Annotated in this window: 14 protein-coding genes and 1 tRNA gene; 5 read left to right on the forward strand and 10 right to left on the reverse strand. The window is 72.4% G+C overall.

The window, feature by feature from the left end; genetic code table 11:
* The first annotated feature begins 24 nt into the window (after nt 1-24).
* On the forward strand, nt 25-1,797 hold the full coding sequence (locus tag ACFQ3T_RS14805) for an ATP-binding cassette domain-containing protein (RefSeq protein WP_380723828.1): 1,773 nt from the start codon (nt 25-27) through the stop codon (nt 1,795-1,797).
* Nucleotides 1,798-1,990: 193 nt separating this feature from the next.
* Here ACFQ3T_RS14805 and ACFQ3T_RS14810 read toward each other — a convergent pair whose 3' ends face one another.
* On the reverse strand, nt 1,991-3,253 hold the full coding sequence (locus ACFQ3T_RS14810) for a DivIVA domain-containing protein (protein WP_380723829.1): 1,263 nt from the start codon (nt 3,251-3,253) through the stop codon (nt 1,991-1,993).
* 106 nt (nt 3,254-3,359) lie between these two features.
* On the opposite strand from ACFQ3T_RS14810, the gene ACFQ3T_RS14815 reads away from it, so the two are divergent.
* Nucleotides 3,360-5,009 carry a fatty acyl-AMP ligase gene (locus tag ACFQ3T_RS14815; RefSeq protein WP_380723830.1) on the forward strand — a complete coding sequence of 550 codons (1,650 nt, stop codon included), beginning with the start codon at nt 3,360-3,362 and terminating at the stop codon, nt 5,007-5,009.
* 149 nt (nt 5,010-5,158) lie between these two features.
* Here the strand turns inward: ACFQ3T_RS14815 and pth are convergent, their stop codons facing one another.
* The 8 genes from pth to ACFQ3T_RS14855 all read right to left on the reverse strand — a co-directional run bounded on the left by pth (nt 5,159) and on the right by ACFQ3T_RS14855 (nt 13,027).
* Nucleotides 5,159-5,728, reverse strand: a complete 570-nt coding sequence (gene pth / locus ACFQ3T_RS14820; RefSeq protein WP_380723831.1) for an aminoacyl-tRNA hydrolase — start codon at nt 5,726-5,728, stop codon at nt 5,159-5,161.
* Nucleotides 5,718-6,230 carry a DivIVA domain-containing protein gene (locus tag ACFQ3T_RS14825; protein WP_380723832.1) on the reverse strand — a complete coding sequence of 171 codons (513 nt, stop codon included), beginning with the start codon at nt 6,228-6,230 and terminating at the stop codon, nt 5,718-5,720. The genes pth and ACFQ3T_RS14825 overlap by 11 nt, the downstream gene beginning before the upstream one ends.
* Before the next feature lie 58 nt (nt 6,231-6,288).
* Complete coding sequence (locus ACFQ3T_RS14830; protein WP_380723833.1) at nt 6,289-6,894, reverse strand: 50S ribosomal protein L25/general stress protein Ctc; 606 nt, start codon at nt 6,892-6,894, stop codon at nt 6,289-6,291.
* A gap of 283 nt (nt 6,895-7,177) precedes the next feature.
* Nucleotides 7,178-8,149, reverse strand: coding sequence for a ribose-phosphate diphosphokinase (locus tag ACFQ3T_RS14835; RefSeq protein ID WP_380723840.1), 972 nt, complete (start codon nt 8,147-8,149; stop codon nt 7,178-7,180).
* 13 nt (nt 8,150-8,162) lie between these two features.
* On the reverse strand, nt 8,163-9,641 hold the full coding sequence (glmU, locus tag ACFQ3T_RS14840) for a bifunctional UDP-N-acetylglucosamine diphosphorylase/glucosamine-1-phosphate N-acetyltransferase GlmU (protein WP_380723834.1): 1,479 nt from the start codon (nt 9,639-9,641) through the stop codon (nt 8,163-8,165).
* 67 nt (nt 9,642-9,708) lie between these two features.
* Entirely contained in the window at nt 9,709-11,358 is a 1,650-nt protein-coding gene (locus ACFQ3T_RS14845) for a GGDEF domain-containing protein (RefSeq protein ID WP_380723835.1), read from the reverse strand.
* Nucleotides 11,359-11,449: 91 nt separating this feature from the next.
* Nucleotides 11,450-11,520: transfer RNA gene (locus tag ACFQ3T_RS14850), tRNA-Gln, on the reverse strand.
* 346 nt (nt 11,521-11,866) lie between these two features.
* On the reverse strand, nt 11,867-13,027 hold the full coding sequence (locus ACFQ3T_RS14855) for an alpha/beta hydrolase family protein (RefSeq protein ID WP_380723836.1): 1,161 nt from the start codon (nt 13,025-13,027) through the stop codon (nt 11,867-11,869).
* 153 nt (nt 13,028-13,180) lie between these two features.
* Here ACFQ3T_RS14855 and ACFQ3T_RS14860 point away from each other — a divergent pair, with 153 nt between their 5' ends.
* Together ACFQ3T_RS14860 and ACFQ3T_RS14865 are read left to right on the forward strand one after the other, a co-directional pair.
* On the forward strand, nt 13,181-14,140 hold the full coding sequence (locus ACFQ3T_RS14860) for an acyl-CoA desaturase (protein WP_380723837.1): 960 nt from the start codon (nt 13,181-13,183) through the stop codon (nt 14,138-14,140).
* Nucleotides 14,141-14,266: 126 nt separating this feature from the next.
* Nucleotides 14,267-14,860, forward strand: a complete 594-nt coding sequence (locus ACFQ3T_RS14865) for a TetR/AcrR family transcriptional regulator (RefSeq protein ID WP_053719425.1) — start codon at nt 14,267-14,269, stop codon at nt 14,858-14,860.
* Nucleotides 14,861-14,940: 80 nt separating this feature from the next.
* Here the strand turns inward: ACFQ3T_RS14865 and ACFQ3T_RS14870 are convergent, their stop codons facing one another.
* Nucleotides 14,941-16,059: a PQQ-dependent sugar dehydrogenase gene (locus tag ACFQ3T_RS14870; RefSeq protein WP_380723838.1), complete on the reverse strand. Its 1,119-nt coding sequence runs from the start codon at nt 16,057-16,059 to the stop codon at nt 14,941-14,943.
* A gap of 97 nt (nt 16,060-16,156) precedes the next feature.
* Between ACFQ3T_RS14870 and ACFQ3T_RS14875 the strand changes: the two genes are divergently transcribed.
* Nucleotides 16,157-16,506: glycosyltransferase family 2 protein (locus ACFQ3T_RS14875; protein WP_380723839.1), on the forward strand; the 350-nt coding region annotated here is incomplete at its 3' end.

Genomic DNA, 16,506 nt, shown 5'->3' on the forward strand with positions numbered 1-16,506 from the left:
CGATTTCGATGAAGGTGCTGGTACATGGCCAACTTGGTCAACTTGGAGAGCGTCTCCAAGTCGTTCGGCGTGCGTCCGCTGCTCGACGGCGTGTCCCTCGGCGTCGGCGAGGGGGACCGGATCGGCGTCGTCGGCCTCAACGGCGGCGGCAAGACGACGCTGCTGGAGGTCCTGGCCGGGCTGGCCGAGCCGGACGAGGGCCGCGTCAGCCAGAACCGCGGCCTGCGCATGGCGGTGGTCACCCAGCGCACCGAACTGGCCGAGGGCTCGACCGTGCGCAACGCCGTCATCGACCCGCTCGGCTTCGACGCCGAGCACGAGTGGGCCTCCGACGCGCGCGTCCGGTCGATCCTCGACGGCCTCGGCATCACCGGCTTCGGGCTGGACTCGCCGGTCGGCACGATGTCCGGTGGCGAGCGCCGCCGGGTCGCGCTGGCCGCGGCGCTGGTGCAGGACCTCGACCTGGTCGTGCTGGACGAGCCGACCAACCACCTCGACGTCGAGGGCGTCCGCTGGCTCGCCGACCACCTGCTGGCCCGCCGCACGGCGCTCGTGGTCGTGACGCACGACCGGTGGTTCCTCGACACCGTCTGCACCCGGACGTGGGAGGTCGTCGGCGGCAAGGTCGAGCAGTACGAGGGCGGCTACGCGGACTGGATCTTCGCCCGCGCCGAGCGCGCCCGGCTGGCCGACACGATCGAGGAGAAGCGCCGCAACCTGGCCCGCAAGGAGCTGGCGTGGCTGCGCCGCGGCGCGCCCGCCCGCACGTCCAAGCCGCGCTACCGCATCGACGCCGCCGAGGCGTTGATCTCCGACGTGCCGCCGCCGCGCGACTCGGTCGAGCTGCTGGCGTTCGCGAAGCGGCGGCTCGGGCGCACGGTGCTGGAGCTGGAGGACGCCACGCTGACCGTGCCCGGTCGGACGCTGGTGCGCGACCTGACGTGGCGGATCGGGCCGGGCGACCGGATCGGGATCGTCGGCGTCAACGGCTCGGGCAAGACGACCCTGCTGAAGGCGCTGGCCGGCGAGCGGGAGCTGGAGACGGGCAAGCGCGTCCAGGGGCAGACGGTGAAGCTCGCGCACCTGAGCCAGGAGCTGCACGACCTCGACGGGTCGATGCGGGTGCTGGAGGCCGTGGAGGAGGTCGCGCGGCGCGTGGTGCTGGGCAAGCAGGAGATGTCCGCCTCGCAGCTCGCCGAGCGGTTCGGGTTCTCGTCGCAGAAGCAGTGGACGCCGGTCGGCGACCTGTCCGGCGGCGAGCGGCGGCGGTTGCAGCTGTGCCGGCTGCTGATGGCCGAGCCGAACGTGCTGCTGCTCGACGAGCCGACCAACGACCTCGACATCGACACGTTGCAGCAGCTCGAAGACCTGCTGGACTCGTGGCCCGGCACGCTGGTGGTGATCTCGCACGACCGGTACCTGGTGGAACGGGTGTGCGACCAGGTGGTGGCGCTGTTCGGCGACGGCGGGCTGACCGACCTGCCCGGCGGCATCGAGGAGTACCTGCGCCGGCGTGACCGCCAGAAGGAGGTCGACGCCGCGCCCACCGCGAAGCCCGCCTCCGCGCCGACGTCGTCGGCGGCCGACCAGCGCGCGGCGCGCAAGGAGCTGGCGCGGCTGGAGCGGCGGCTGGAGACGTTGCAGAAGAAGGAGACCGAGCTGCACGCGAAGCTCGCCGAGGCCGCCACCGACCCGGAGCGGTTGATGGCGCTGGACGCCGAGCTGAAGGCCGTGCTGGCGGAGGCCGAGGACGTCGAGGCGCAGTGGCTGGCGGCCGCGGAGACCGCCGAGGGCTGAGCGCCGGTTGAACGCCGAAGTTCAGCGCTGGGGGTTGGCCGGCGGGAGTTGGGCGCTGGGGTTGGGCGATGAGGGTTGGCGCCGTTCCCTCCGCTGACGTTCGCGACCGGGCAGCCACCGCGGTTGGTGGCCGCCCGGTCGTTCCGCGGAGCGTCGGACGGCCTCGCGGTCCCGTGTGGACGGCGCCCGCGGGTCAGCGGCCCCGGCGGCGCAGCTCCTCCACCAGCAGGGGCATCAGCTCGTCCACGAACGCGCAGTCGTAGCCCTGCCCCGCGGTCAGGGAGGTGGCGAACGTCGTCGCCGCCACCTCCGCCGACGACGCGCCGACCATGCCGTCGAGGGCGATGCCGACCTCCTCCAGCACCCGGTCCACTTGGGACGTCCGGTAGCCGCGCTGCGCCGGGCCCGCCACCGGGATCTTGATCAGCCGCAGCTGCTCCCACGACGTGATCGGCGGCAGCGAGGTGGGGCGCGTCGGGCCGTCGCGCAGCTGCTTCTCCACGCGCGCCAGGAACGCGTCGACCTCGGTCTCGTCGTACCCGCGCCGGCCGAACATGGGCCGGCTGAAGCGGGCCTCGCGGACCTCGCGCGCGGTCAGGTCATCCTGGCCGAGGAGCGTGTTCTCGATCCGGTCGAGGAACTTGTCGACCTGCGCCTCGTGGTAGCCGCGGCGGCCGCGCGGGGGCTTGCCGAAGGCGGCGGTGCGGACGTCACGGGCGGTCAGCGGGCGGGTGCCGGGGCCGGGACGCGGCCGGACGGGCGGGGGCGGGGGTGGCGCCAGCGTGGGCGTGGACGTGAGCCCGGAGCGGGACACCGGGGTGGACGCGAGCGGCGCGGGCGAGCGCTCCAGCGTCACCACGACGAGGTCGAGGAACGTGTCCACGTCGTCCTCGTCGTACCCCACCTGGCCGGGCGGGGCGTAGCTGAACTCGTGGTCCTGCACCTCCAGCGCGGTCAGGTCGTCCCGACCCGCGAGGGTGTTCTCGATCCGGTCCAGGAAGGCGTCGACCTGGGCCTCGTGGTAGCCGCGGTTGCCCGGTCGGGGCTTGTGGAACCGCACGGCGCGCACGTCCTGCGGGGTGAGGCGGGCCGCCGCCGGTCTCATCCCGGTGGACGTGGCGTGCGCGCCCTGCGCGGGCGCGGACGCCTGGTGCCGCTGCGGCGTCGAGCCGAGCGTCTCGGCCACCAGGTCCATGAAGGCGTCGACCTCGACGCCGTCGTAGCCGTAGCCGGGCCGCGCGGGTCTGAACCGCACCCGTCGCACGTCCTGCTCCGTGACGTGGTCGCGGCCGAGCAGGGTCTCCTCGATGCGGTCGATGAAGGCGTCCACCTGACCCTCGTCGTACCCCGGCTGACCGGTCGGGGGACGGTGGAAGGCGACCTGCCGCAGATCCTGTGCGCTCAGCAGCGGCGCCGGATGTGCCGGCAGGTGCGCGCGCGCCTCGAACCCGGTCACCCATTACCTCCTTCGAGTGTGTACCGGGGAGTATCGCCGCACGGCGGTTCGGTTGTTTCGCCCTATCGGCTCAATGCGTCGAAAGATCGCTCTACCCTTGGCGGTCATGAGCCGGTTCGTGGACACGATGGTGGCAACCGCTACGGGTGCCGGAGGACGGGCGCGGGGCATGACCACGGGGGAGCCGAACGCTCCGACCCGCCGGTCGTGGGCGGAGGTGCACGAGCAGGCCACCCGCATGGCCGGCGCGCTCGTCGCCGGAGGGGTCGCCAGGGGCGAGTCGATCGCGGTCCTCGCGGGCGACCCGGCCGCCATCGCGCCCGCCGTGCAGGCGGTGTGGCTGGCGGGCGGCAGCACGACCATGCTGCACCAGCCGACCGCCCGCACCGACCTCGCCGAGTGGGCCGGTGACACCCTCCGGGTGCTCACCATGATCGGCGCCAAGCTCGTGCTGCTGGGCGCCCCGTTCGACGCGCTGGCGGACGTCCTGGAGCAGAACGGCGTCGCCTACCGCAAGCTGGACGACCTCACCGGCGAGCCGCTGGGCGCGCCCGTCGACGTCGACGAGGACATGCCCGCGCTGCTCCAGCTCACCAGCGGCTCCACCGCGGACCCGAAGGCGGTCCGCATCACGCACGGCAACCTGTGGTCCAACGCGAAGGCGATGGAGGTCGCCGCCGAGCTGGACCCGGAGACCGACCGGATGGTCTCGTGGCTGCCGCTGTTCCACGACATGGGGATGGTCGGCTTCCTGACCGTGCCCATGCTGTTCGGCATCGACCTGGTCAAGGTCACCCCGCCGGACTTCCTCGGCCGCCCCACCCTGTGGCCGGACCTGATCAGCCGCTACCGCGGCACCATCACCGCCGCGCCGAACTTCGCCTACGCCATCGCGGCCCGCCGCATGCGGGGCGTGGACGACGGCACGTTCGACCTGTCGACGCTGCGGATCGCGCTGAACGGCGCCGAGCCCATCGACCCGGCCGCGGTGAAGTCGTTCACCGACGAGGGCGCGCGGTTCGGGCTGCGGCCGGAGTGCGTGCTCTGCGCGTACGGCATGGCCGAGACGACGCTGGGCGTGGCGTTCGCGCCCGTGTTCACCGGCCTCTCGGTGGACGTGGTCGACCCCGAGGAGCTGGAGGGGGGCCGCCGGGCCGTTCCGGTGCCGGGGGACAGCCCCAACGCGCGCGCGTTCCCGCTGCTCGGGCCGCCGCTGCCCGGCCTCGAGGTGCAGGTCGTCGACGAGTCGGGCGCGGTGCGCGGCGAACGCGAGGTCGGGCAGCTGCGCGTGCGCGGCGAGGCCGTGACCCCCGGCTACCTCACCGTGAACGGCCCGCTCGCCACCCAGGACGCCGACGGCTGGCTGGACACCGGCGACGAGGGGTACGTGGTGGACGGCCAGGTCGTCGTCTGCGGGCGGCGCAAGGACGTGATCATCATGGGCGGCCGCAACATCTACCCCACGGACATCGAGCGCGCGGCGTCGGCCGTCGAGGGCGTGCGCGCGGGCAACGCGGTGGCCGTGCGGCTGGACGCGGGCACCCGGCGCGAGCGGTTCGCCGTCGTGGTGGAGTCGAAGCTCGCGGGCGAGGACGACGCCGTGCGGGCGTTGAGCAAGGAGATCAGCGCGCGGGTCGTGGACGCCGTCGGCCTGCGCCCGTACTCGGTGGTCGTGCTCAAGCCCGGCAGCCTGCCGAAGACGCCGTCCGGCAAGCTGCGCCGGGCCGCCGCCGCGTCCCTGGTGCCCACCGGCTGACGTTCGGTCGCCGAGCGCGCTCCGGCACGTCGGGGCGCGCTCGGCGGCTGACCGCCGGCCCCGCTTCGGTCGCCCGTAGCTGCCGGCGTCGCCGCCCGTAGTCCCGCGAACCGGCGCTCAGCGGAGCTCGCGCTCAGTGGAACTTGTGCTCAGTGAAATTTGTTCTGGGCGGCTTCCAGCCCCAGCTCCAGCAACGCCTCCACGGCGTCCGCGGCCCGGTCCAGCTCGAACGCCAGCTCCTTGCGCTCCACCAGCGAGAAGTCGCGCAGCACGTAGTCGGCCGGGTCCATCCGGCCCGGCGGCCGGTCCACCCCGAACCGCACCCGGTGGTAGTCCTTGGTGCCCAACGACTTCGTGATCGACCGCAGCCCGTTGTGCCCGTTCTCGCCGCCGCCGAGCTTCAGCCGCACGGTCCCGAACGGCAGGTCCAGCTCGTCGTGCACGACGATGACCGACGCGGGCGGCACCTTGTAGAAGTTCGCCGTGCCCGCCACGGGCCCGCCGGAGGTGTTCATGTAGCCGCGCGGCTTCGCCAGCACGACCCGGCGGCCCGCCAGGCGGCCCTCCACCACTTCCGCGCCGCCCTTGTGCGCCTTGAACTTCCCGCCCACGCGCGAAGCCAGCTCGTCCAGCACGAGGAAGCCGACGTTGTGCCGGTTGCCCTCGTACTTGGGTCCGGAGTTGCCCAGCCCGACGACCAGGGCGACGTCATCGACCACGGAACCGCAACTCCTGCTCCAGCTCGTCCAACAGGGCGTCCACCGCGCGCACCTGGTAGCCCCGCCGCAACCCGGACGTGGTGCTGAACCTGGTGTGCCTGACCTCGCTCGCGGTCATCCGGCCCCGGCCGTCCAGCGTCGCGGCGGCCCGGCCGAGGAACGCGTCGACCTCGCCGCGATCGTAGCCGTTGGGGGAGCGCGGCAGTTTCACGGCCAGCAGCGCGTCACCGGTCTGCAGGGTGGTCGGCGGCACGTGCCCGGACCGCAGCTGGTGCTCCAGCGCGGCCAGGAAGTCGTCCACGGCCCGCTGGTCGTAGCCGCCCGCGATCTCGGTGAACACGACCGTCCGCACCTGGTCGGGGTGCACCACCGCGCGTCCCGCGAGGGCGTCGGCGACGCGCAGCAGGAAGGCGTCCACCTGCGCCGGGTCGTAGCCCTTGCCCCGCTTGCGCGGGAACGCGGCGGACCGCACCTGCGCCGGGCTCAGGAACGGCGACGGCACGCCACCCCAGCCGTGCGGCGGGGGAGGCGTGCCGTTCGAGTTGCCCGACGTGATGGGCTCAGCCCTCTTCGGAGGCCTCGGCCTCGGTGGCCTCACCGGTGTCGCCGTCCAGCTCGGCGGCGGTCGGCGCGGCGTTCACCGCGAGGACCATCGCGTCGGCGTCGGTCACCAGGGTGGTGCCGGCGGGCAGCACCAGGTCGGACGCGTGCACCTGGGTGCCCGCGGGCAGACCGGCGATCGAGTACTCGACCTGCTCGGGGATGTTCAGGGCGTCGGCCTCGACCTGGACCGAGGTGAGGTCCTGGGTGAGCAGGGTCGCCGCGGCGGCGTCGCCGGTGAGGACGATCGGCACCTCGACGGTGACCTTCTCGCCCCGCTGCACGAGCAGCAGGTCGACGTGCTCGATGTAGTTCTTGATGGGGTGCGTGGTGACAGTCTTGGTCAGCGCCAGCTCGGTGGAGGACTCGATGTCCAGCGTGAGAACTGCGTTCTGACCGTGCTCGCGGACAACACGGGCGAACTCGAGCGCCGGCAGGGCCAGGTGCTTCGGGTCGGAACCGTGGCCGTAGAGCACCGCGGGGATCTTGCCGGCGCGGCGGGTGCGGCGGGCGGCGCCCTTGCCGAACTCGGTGCGCTGCTCTGCGGCGAGACGGACCTCGGACACGGTGGGGCTCTCCTAACGGTCTGGCCTGGTAAACGTCGGCGGGTACGTCGGGCGGGGCGAAGCGGGGGTTGGCCTGCGGCGGCGGGCGGCGCGGAGGGTGAACACGCGCGGCATCACAACCGCCGCGTCGATCACGCCGAGCGTGATGCTCGCCCTCGCCGAGGCAACCTGGCCAGTGTAGGCCGACGGGTCGACGGTGCCTAATCGGGGGTTCCCGGCACCGCTCCCGGAACGGCGAACGGGCCCGGCGCGCGGTGCGCCGAGCCCGTTCCAGCCGGGTCGGTCAGGCGTTGCCGTCGAACAGCGACGTCACCGAGCCGTCCTCGAAGACCTCCTGGATCACGCGCGCGAGCAGCGGCGCGATCGGCAGCACGGTCATCGCGTCGAAGCGCTTCTCGGCCGGGATGGGCAGGGTGTCGGTGAACACGACCTCGCGCGCGCCGCACGACTGGAGGCGCTCCACGGCCGGGCCCGACAGCACCGGGTGGGTGGCCGCGATGACCACGTCCGACGCGCCCTCGGCGAGCAGCTGGTCCACGGCCTTGGTGATCGTGCCGCCGGTGTCGATCATGTCGTCGATGACGACGCACAGCCGGCCCTCGACCTGGCCGACGACCCGGTTCGCGACGACCTCGTTCGGCCGCATCGGGTCGCGGGTCTTGTGGATGAACGCGATCGGCGCGCCGCCGAGCGTGTCGGCCCACTTCTCGGCCAGCTTGGTGCGGCCCGCGTCCGGCGAGACCACGGTCAGCTCGCGGCCCGCGTACTTGTCGCGGATGTGCTCGGCCAGCAGCGGCATGGCCCACAGGTGGTCCACCGGGCCGTCGAAGAAGCCCTGGATCTGCGACGTGTGCAGGTCGACGGACACGAGCCGGTCCGCGCCCGCGGTCTTGAACATGTCCGCCACCAGGCGCGCGGAGATCGGCTCGCGGCCGCGGTGCTTCTTGTCCTGCCGCGCGTAGGGGTAGAACGGCATGATCACGGTGATCCGCTTCGCGGAGGCCCGCTTCAGCGCGTCCACCATGATCAGCTGTTCCATCAGCCACTGGTTGATGGGGGCGCAGTGCGACTGGATGACGAACGCGTCGCAGCCGCGCACGCTCTCCTCGAACCGCACGAAGATCTCGCCGTTGGCGAAGTCGTACGCCGACTGGGGGGTCACCGACACGTTCAGGTGCTTGGCCACCTGCTCGGTCAGCTCCGGGTAGGCACGTCCGCCGAAGAGCATCAGGTTCTTCTTGGGTGTCCCGGCCATCGTGGGGTTCACGTCAGCGCCCTTCATCGGTTGTGCCTTCATTCTCGGGCGTCAGAGCGCGCTCCGCCGCTTCGGCCGAGGGGGTGCCCGCACGGCGGGACACCACCCATCCGTCCAGGTTGCGCTGGGGTCCGCCGGACACCGCCAGCGCGCCGGGCGGCACGTCGCGCCGCACCACGGTCCCGGCGCCGGTGTAGGCGCCGTCGCCGACGGTGACCGGCGCGACGAACATGTTGTCCGAGCCGGTGCGGCAGTAGGACCCGATCGTGGTCCGGTGCTTGTTCACGCCGTCGTAGTTGACGGTGACGCTGGCCGCGCCGATGTTGGAGTGCTCGCCGATGGTGGTGTCGCCGATGTAGCTGAGGTGCGGCACCTTGCTGCCCGCGCCGATGTCGGAGTTCTTGGTCTCCACGAAGGTGCCGATCTTGCCGCGCTCGCCGAGCCGGGTGCCCGGCCGCAGGTAGGCGAACGGGCCGACGGACGCGCCGGGGCCGATCTCCGCGCCGGTGCCGTGCGTGCGCACGACGGTCGCGCCCGCGCCGATCACGCACGCCGACAGCGTCGTGTCCGGCCCGACGACCGCGCCCTCGCCGACGACGGTGCCCGCGCGCAGCTGCACGCCCGGCTCGATCAGCGCGTCGCGCTCCAGCCGCACGTCGGCGTCCAGCCACGTGGTGGCCGGGTCGACGACGGTGACGCCCGAGCGCATGGCCCGCTCCACGAGGCGGCGGTTCAGCTCCGCGCCCAGCCGGGCCAGCTGCACGCGGTCGTTCACGCCCTCCACCAGCCACCGGTCGGCGGTGACCAGCGCGCCGACGCGCCGCCCGTCCGACCGCGCGATGGTCAGCACGTCGGTCAGGTACAGCTCGCCCTGCGCGTTGTCGGTGGACAGCCGGGACAGCCCGTCGCGCAGCACCGCCGCGTCGAACGCGTAGACCCCCGAGTTGATCTCGGTGATCTCCAGCTGCTCGGGGGAGGCGTCCTTCTGCTCGACGATCCCCTCCACGGAACCGTCCGCCGACCGCACGATCCGGCCGTACCCGGTGGGGTCGGACACGACGGCGGTCAGCACGGTCACCGCGTTGCCGCGCGCGCCGTGCTCGGCGAGCAACCCGCGGAGCGTGTCCGCGTCGAGCAGCGGCACGTCGCCGTAGGTCACCACGACCGTGCCGCCGAGGTCCGCGGGCAGTTCGGCGAGGCCGCAGCCGACCGCGTGGCCGGTGCCCTTCTGCTCTTCCTGCACCGCGACGGTGATCTTGCGGTCCAGCGCGGTGGACAGGCTGTCGAGGTGGTCGGCCACCGCGGCGCGGCCGTGGCCGACCACGACGGCGAGGTGGTCCGGTCCGGTGCCGGCCGCGGCGCGCACCGCGTGTTCCACCAGCGAACGACCGGCGATCCGGTGCAACACCTTGGGGGTGGCTGAGCGCATGCGGGTGCCTTCACCCGCTGCGAGGACGATCGTGCTGACCGGGGTGGGGACACCCTCTAGCATCAGCGCTCTCCCTAGCTGAGTGCGTGCCTTCAGCGGGAGGGGCCTGGCTTCCCGCCAGGTGTTGATACTAAGCGTCTGAGGAGGGCTCGACTTCCACGGCGGCAACCTGGCAGCCACCTCGGCGTTTCGCCACGTACATCGCCGAGTCGGCTCGGGCCAGCGCCGCGTGCGCCGCCTCGCGGGGTCGCACGGAGATCACCCCGACGGACAGCGTCACGCCCCTGGACAGGTCGGATGGCAAGTCGGCCACCGCCTCCACGGCCCGGCCGAGCGCCGCCTCGGCGGCGTGCAGGGGCGCGCCCGGCAGCAGCACGACGAACTCGTCGCCGCCGTACCGGGCCACCAGGTCGTCACCCCGCAACGCCTGGCGGAGTGTGCTCGCAATCACGCGGAGGACGTCGTCACCCTCGGCGTGGGAGTGCTTGTCGTTCACGACCTTGAACCCGTCGAGGTCCACCAGGGCGATGGCCATCGGGTGGGTCTGCGCGTTGATCAGCGCGGCCAGCCGGTCGTCCAGCGCGCGCCGGTTCGGCAGGCCCGTCAGCGGGTCCTGCAACGCCTGCTGCGCGATGGCGCCGTGCGCGCGGGTCAGGCGCTCGTGGTCGCGGCGGGTGAGGAGGGTGGCGGTGCGGGCCTCCTGCATCAGCCACAGCTCCACCTCCAGCGCGTTGGCGTAGGTCTGCAGCGCGGACGTCGTGCGCTCGCCGTGCGGGCCGGACATGCGGGCGAACTCGCGGGTCAGGCACAGCATGAGGGTGGGTTCGGAGGTGTCGTGCTCCAGCCGCTGGCGCGCGTCGTGGAGCACCTGCAACGCCTGCTGCGGCAGCTCCTCCATCTCCAGGCAGCGCGACAGCGCGATCGACACGATGATCAGCTCGCGGGCGTACATGGCCAGCTCGCGCAGGCTCCACAGCCGGGCGATGTGCTCGGCGCCGGGCTTGTCCAGCGCGTGCGCCGCGCCGATCACGGGCACCTGCTCGGCGGCGGTGCGGTCACGCCTGCCGGGGTGCAGCGACTCGCGGAACGGTCCCTCGACGGCCGTGGCGATGGCCGACGCCGTGGCGAACCGCTCGGCGGCCTCGTCGAGGTTGCCGACCCGCTCCAGCCGCAGGCCCCAGCCGATGAGCAGCCGGGCCCGGTTGAGCAGGTGCACGTAGATCTGGTGCGGGTTGGCGCTGTCCCGGATCGCGTTGTGCGCCCGCGCCAGCACGTCGTCCGCCATCTCGTAGACGCCCAGCTGGGTGAGCACCAGCCCGGTGCTCTGCAACGCCGAGGCGAGCAGCCGGTCCCACGTGCGCTTGTCCATGACCGGGTCGGGGGTGAGGTCCTCCTCCAGCATGGCGAGACCGCCCGCGACCTCGGACAAAGCCTTGTCCTCGAACCCGCCGAGCAGGTAGCGGCGGCCGCGCAGCGCGTGCGCCTCGGCCTCCAGCACGAGCAGGCCGTGCCGCCGGCAGTGCGCCAGCATCTCGTCGAGGACGGTGTCGGACAGGTCGACCAGGCCGGGGGTGACGATCCGGACCACGGCCGCCGCGCGCAGGAGCTGGCCGACGATCCGCGGCTCGCCGCGGCCCTGCGCCTCGGCCAGGATCTCGTCGATCTCGTGCGCCGCGTCGAGCTGGTCGGAGAGGTGGCTGCTCTGGGCCACGGCCACGAGTTCGCTCGCGCGGCCGACCAGCCACGCGTCGGACATCTCGTGGAGAGCCGGAGTCGCCACGTTGCCCTGCTCGTCGACCGCTTCCTCGTGCAGCGACTCACACCCCCATGCAGACGCAGGGCAGCCGGACCTTCGTGGTCCGGCCCTCTCGCTCCGCCACCAGGATTCGAACCTGGACCATCGGAACCAAAATCCGAGGTGCTGCCTTTACACCATGGCGGAACGGTCGGGGCTCGCCCCGACCGCGCGAACACATGTTGTCACGACTGCCCCGAGAAGGTCAGCACCACCACTCATGTGGCGGCAAGCCCTCCGTAATTGGATCATGACAGTACGTGTTATCGCAGGTCAAGCTGGTTCGTGACGGTAGCTGTCACACGTCAGGGTGAACTTCGTCGGGCGGCATGCCGACCGCGAGCGGCCGTCGAAGCGGGAATTCAGGGGCCTTCGGAGAACGGTGAAGTCCATGACGGTCGCGCATTCAACTACCTTGCGTAGCCGGGCGGCCACTGCGGGCAGGACCCCCAAGGGGTGCGACGCCAACGTGTGGGACGCCGGCGGGTTGGCGCTAGCCGATGCCGTCGACGGACCGGAGGAACTCGGTCAGCGCGCTCTCGTAGGCGTCGGGGTCCACGTTCCACGCCGCCGTGTGCTCCGCCGCGGGCACCTCGACGTACCGGAGGGGCCAGTCGAGGCGGCTCGCCGCCGTCGCCAGGTCGCGCGAGGCGTCCACCGGCACGGTGCCGTCCGCGCCGCCGTGGAACAGCAGGGTCGGCGGGCGGTGGGCGGGCGGGTGGTCGGCCAGGTCGAAGCGGTCGAAGTCCAGGTCCGCCCGCCAGTCCGAGACGAGTTCCGCGACGGGCACCAGCTGCTCGGGCACGCCCCGGTTGCGCGACTGCAGCTCCAGCGTCCTCGTCCAGCTCACGACGGGCGCGTCGAGCACGACGGCGGACACGTCGCCCGCCTCCGCCGACCGGCCGAGGAACTGGCCGACGATCGCGCCGCCCATCGACCAGCCGTACAGCACGACGTGCCGCGCGCCGCGGTCCCGCGCGTACCGCACGGCCGCCTCCACGTCCCGCCACTCCGTGTCGCCCAGGTGGTACAGGCCGTCCGGCGACCGGGGCGCGCCCTCGTCGTTGCGGTAGGTCACCGCGAGAACGGGTAGCCCCAGTGCGTGCAGCGCCGGCATCACCCGCAGGGCCTCGGCCCTCGTGCCTCCACGGCCGTGCACCGCGACGACCCAGGTGGGAGCCGCCGCGGTGGGCGTTGTCGCGGGGACGAACCACGCCGGCGCGTCACCCAGCTCGGTGGGAATCCGGACCTCCGCGTAGTCGAGGCCGTGGGCGGCGCGGGGGTCGCTGGTCCACACCGAGGTCTCCAGCCGCACGGGCGTGCCGTCGGCGGGCGGCGTGCCCCGGAGCTCGCGCGCCACCGCACCACCGGACCGCCCGGTCACCTCGCCGACCTCGGCGCCGCCGCCCGGCCACACGAGACCCCATGTGCCGGGGAGCACTGTGACCCTGGACTCCGCCAGCGAGACGGTCCCCGGAGCCGACGCGGTGACGGTGTCGCGGTAGCCGGGACGGGCGTTCTCCGGGTCGAGCAGCTGCCCGCTGTAGTACCAGCCGAACCCCAGCAGACTGCCGCTGACCAGCAACAACACTGCCGCGAGCGAGATGGCCGCGATCCGCCGGCGACGCCGTGGTCGCACGTTCGACAACTCCATCGCCGAATGATGCGCCCGCCGTGATCGACACGCCCGAATTCCTGAGAACACGCCAAAACTTTGCCCGGTGCTCTGGCGGGTCAAGGTTCACCTAACTTACGCTGGCGTAAGTTACGGTTCCGTAGGTAGTCCCCGAAAACAAGAGGTTGATGTATGACCAGCACCCTGGAGAGCAGGTCCACGCCGCAAGGTCCCGAGGATCGCGGACCCAAGCCGATCATCGAAGGACGGCGTGGGCACGTCGAGCAGTTCAGCGTGTACGTGTTCGTCATCGTGCCGTTCCTGGCTTTGCTCGCGGCAGTGCCGCTCGCCTGGGGTTGGGGGCTGGGCTGGGTCGACGTCGCGCTGTTCGTGGCGTTCTACTACCTCGCCGGCCTGGGCGTGACGATCGGCTTCCACCGGTACTTCACGCACGGCTCCTTCAAGGCCAACCGCGCGCTCAAGATCGGCCTCGCCATCGCGGGCAGCATGGCCCTGCAGGGCCCTGTGATCGTGTGGGTCGCCGACCACCGCCGCCACCACGCCTTCTCCGACCGCGAGGGCGACCCGCACTCGCCGTGGCTGTTCGGCAGCGGCCCCGTCGCCCTGGCCAAGGGCTTCTGGCACGCCCACATGGGCTGGCTGTTCGACCGCGACCAGACCAACGCGCAGCGCTTCGCGCCGGACCTGCTGGCCGACAAGGACCTGGTCCGGATCGACAAGCTGTTCCCGCTCTGGACGACGATCAGCCTCCTCGCGCCCGCCCTCCTCGGCGGCCTCATCACCATGTCGTGGTCCGGCGCCCTGTCCGCGTTCTTCTGGGCCGGCCTGGTCCGGGTCGCGTTCCTGCACCACGTGACGTGGTCGGTCAACTCGATCTGCCACATGGTCGGCGACCGCCCGTTCGCCGCCCGCGACCGGTCCGCCAACGTCTGGGCGCTGGCGATCCTGAGCTTCGGCGAGTCGTGGCACAACCTGCACCACGCCGACCCGACGTGCGCCCGGCACGGCGTCAAGCGCGGTCAGATCGACACGTCCGCGCGGATGATCTGGCTGTTCGAGAAGTTCGGCTGGGCCACCAACGTGCGCTGGCCGAACGAGCAGCGCCTGGCCCGCATCAGCGCGAAGAAGTAGTCGGAGCAGCAGCCGAGAGGTAACCGACCACCTGCCCCTCGCGGTCACCGCGGGGGGCAGGTGTTTAGGGTGGTTTGGGTGGCGGGGAGACGGCGCGGCGGGGAAACACCGGTGCCGCGCGTGCGGATGACCGGCAAGGAGCGGCGCGAGCAGCTGCTCGACGTGGCTCGGGCGTTGTTCGCCGAGAAGGGCTTCGAGGTCACGTCCATCGAGGAGATCGCGCACCGGGCGGGCGTGTCCAAGCCCGTCGTGTACGAGCACTTCGGCGGCAAGGAAGGCATCTACGCGGTGGTCGTGGACCGCGAGATGCAGTACCTGATGGACCACATCGTCAACGCCCTGTCCGGAGGGCACCCGCGTGAGCTGCTGGAACAGGCCGCGTGCGCGCTGCTCGACTACATCGAGGGCTCGACGGACGGCTTCCGCATCCTCGTGCGCGACTCGCCGGTGGCGTCGTCCACCGGCACGTTCTCGTCGCTGCTGAACGACATCGCGTCCCAGGTCGAGTCGATCCTGGGGCTGCACTTCTCCCGCCAGGGCTACGACCGCAAGCTCGCCGCCCTGTACAGCCAGGCGCTGGTGGGCATGGTGGCGCTGACCGGCCAGTGGTGGCTGGAGGTGCGCAAGCCGAAGAAGGACGAGGTCGCCGCGCACCTGGTCAACCTGGCCTGGAAGGGCCTGTCGCACATGGACCACAAGCCCCGGCTGCGCACCCGCTAGTCCCGACCGGCTCCGGGTGGCTCGTGGCCGGCTCCGGGTGGTTCCGGCTCCCGGGTGGTTCCGGCTCGCGGAGGTTCCGGCTAGTTCCGGGTGATCCTCAGGACCTTGTCGTCGTCGCCGTTCGACGTGGTCACGTAGAGCGCGCCGTCCGGGCCCAGCTCCGCGCCGCGCAGCCGGCCGTGCGTGCCGTCCAGCTCGGACGGGGTGGCCACCGCGCCCACGCCGCCCTCCGCGGTGATCGTGAACAGCAGCACCTTCGCGCCCTTCAGCGCGGTAACGGCGAGCACGCCGTCCAGGTCGCCCCACTGCCCGCCGACGAGGACCGCGGCGTCGCAGATCGCCTCGGTCGGGTCGCCGGAGGACCACACGGCGGGCACGGCGTCCGGGAACCGGTCGAGGTCGGTCATCGGCACGTCCTCGTCATAACCGCCGACCGTGCCGCCGCGTGACGGGTCCCAGCCGTAGTTGCCGCCGGGCTTCAGCACGTTCACCTCGTCGTCCACGTCGGGGCCGTGCTCGGCGGTGAACACCGTGCCGTCCGGCCGCACGGCCACGCCCTGCACGTTGCGGTGCCCGTAGGTGTAGATCCGGTCGCCGAACGGGTTGCCGGGCACGCCCTCGCCGGTGGCGAGGTCGATCCGCAGCACCTTGCCGCCGAGGCTCGCCCTGTCCTGCGCCACGGCGCCGCGGGCCGTGTCGCCGGTGCCGACGAGCAGGTTGCCGTCCCGGTCGAGCGCCATCCGGCACCCGGAGTGCCGGCCGCTCGGGTTCGCCGGCCGGCCCGCGAGCAGCGGGTCCTTCACCCTCGTGGCCTTCGCGCCGTCCAGCCGCCACGTCACCAGCCGCACGTCGGCGGAGGTGTTGAAGCACGTCGTGAACAGGCCGCTGGCCGCGAAGTCGGGGTGCACGACCAGGCTCATCAGCCCGCCCTCGCCGCGGGCGGCCACGTCGCCGAGGTCGGCCTCCACGTCGGTCGCCCGGCCGCCGTCGACCAGCGCGATCCGCCCCGGCCGCTGCGGCACGAGCATCCGCCCGTCGGGCAGGAACCCCACGTCCCACGGGTGGCTCAGGCCGGAGACCACGACCTCGACCTTCAGCCCCTCGGGCGCGGTCGTGCCGGGCGCGGTGCCCCCGGCGCCCTCCGTCGAACACGCCGCACACGCGGCCAGCACCGCAGCGAAACCGACCCACCGACCCATGACGCCCAGCATGACAACCGCCGTGTGTGCTCGCCGTTCTCACCGCGCGGCGCGGTCCGTACGCTGCCCGTGCCGGATCGGGACAAGGGGGCGTGCCGTGCGCGTGCTGATGACATTGCTGGTGCGCGACGAGGCCGACGTGGTCGCGGCGACCGTCGAGCACCACCTCGCCGCCGGGGTGGACTTCGTCATCGCGACCGACAACGGGTCGCACGACGGCACCGTGGACATCCTGGAGTCCTACCGGGACGCCGGCGTCCTCGAACTGCACCGCGAACCGAGCCAGGACTACGAGCAGGGCCGGTGGGTCACCCGCATGGCGAGGCGGGCCGCCGAACTCGGCGCGGACTGGGTGGTCAACGCCGACGCCGACGAGTTCTTCTGGCCGGCCGGGGCGACCGCGCCCGGCCGGGACGCGCTGCCGGCCGCGTTCGCCGCGGTCGGCGG

This window comes from Saccharothrix hoggarensis, from assembly GCF_042678885.1.
Taxonomy (GTDB): domain Bacteria; phylum Actinomycetota; class Actinomycetes; order Mycobacteriales; family Pseudonocardiaceae; genus Actinosynnema; species Actinosynnema hoggarensis.

Bases quoted from the DNA above. Each gene is read 5' to 3' on its own strand.
- ACFQ3T_RS14805 (WP_380723828.1), top strand. From the start codon at position 25: ATGGCCAACTTGGTCAACTTGGAGAGCGTCTCCAAGTCGTTCGGCGTG.
- ACFQ3T_RS14815 (WP_380723830.1), top strand. From the start codon at position 3,360: ATGAGCCGGTTCGTGGACACGATGGTGGCAACCGCTACGGGTGCCGGA.
- ACFQ3T_RS14835 (WP_380723840.1), bottom strand. From the start codon at position 8,149: ATGGCCGGGACACCCAAGAAGAACCTGATGCTCTTCGGCGGACGTGCC.
- glmU (WP_380723834.1), bottom strand. From the start codon at position 9,641: ATGCTAGAGGGTGTCCCCACCCCGGTCAGCACGATCGTCCTCGCAGCG.
- ACFQ3T_RS14855 (WP_380723836.1), bottom strand. From the start codon at position 13,027: ATGGAGTTGTCGAACGTGCGACCACGGCGTCGCCGGCGGATCGCGGCC.
- ACFQ3T_RS14860 (WP_380723837.1), top strand. From the start codon at position 13,181: ATGACCAGCACCCTGGAGAGCAGGTCCACGCCGCAAGGTCCCGAGGAT.
- ACFQ3T_RS14865 (WP_053719425.1), top strand. From the start codon at position 14,267: ATGACCGGCAAGGAGCGGCGCGAGCAGCTGCTCGACGTGGCTCGGGCG.
- ACFQ3T_RS14870 (WP_380723838.1), bottom strand. From the start codon at position 16,059: ATGGGTCGGTGGGTCGGTTTCGCTGCGGTGCTGGCCGCGTGTGCGGCG.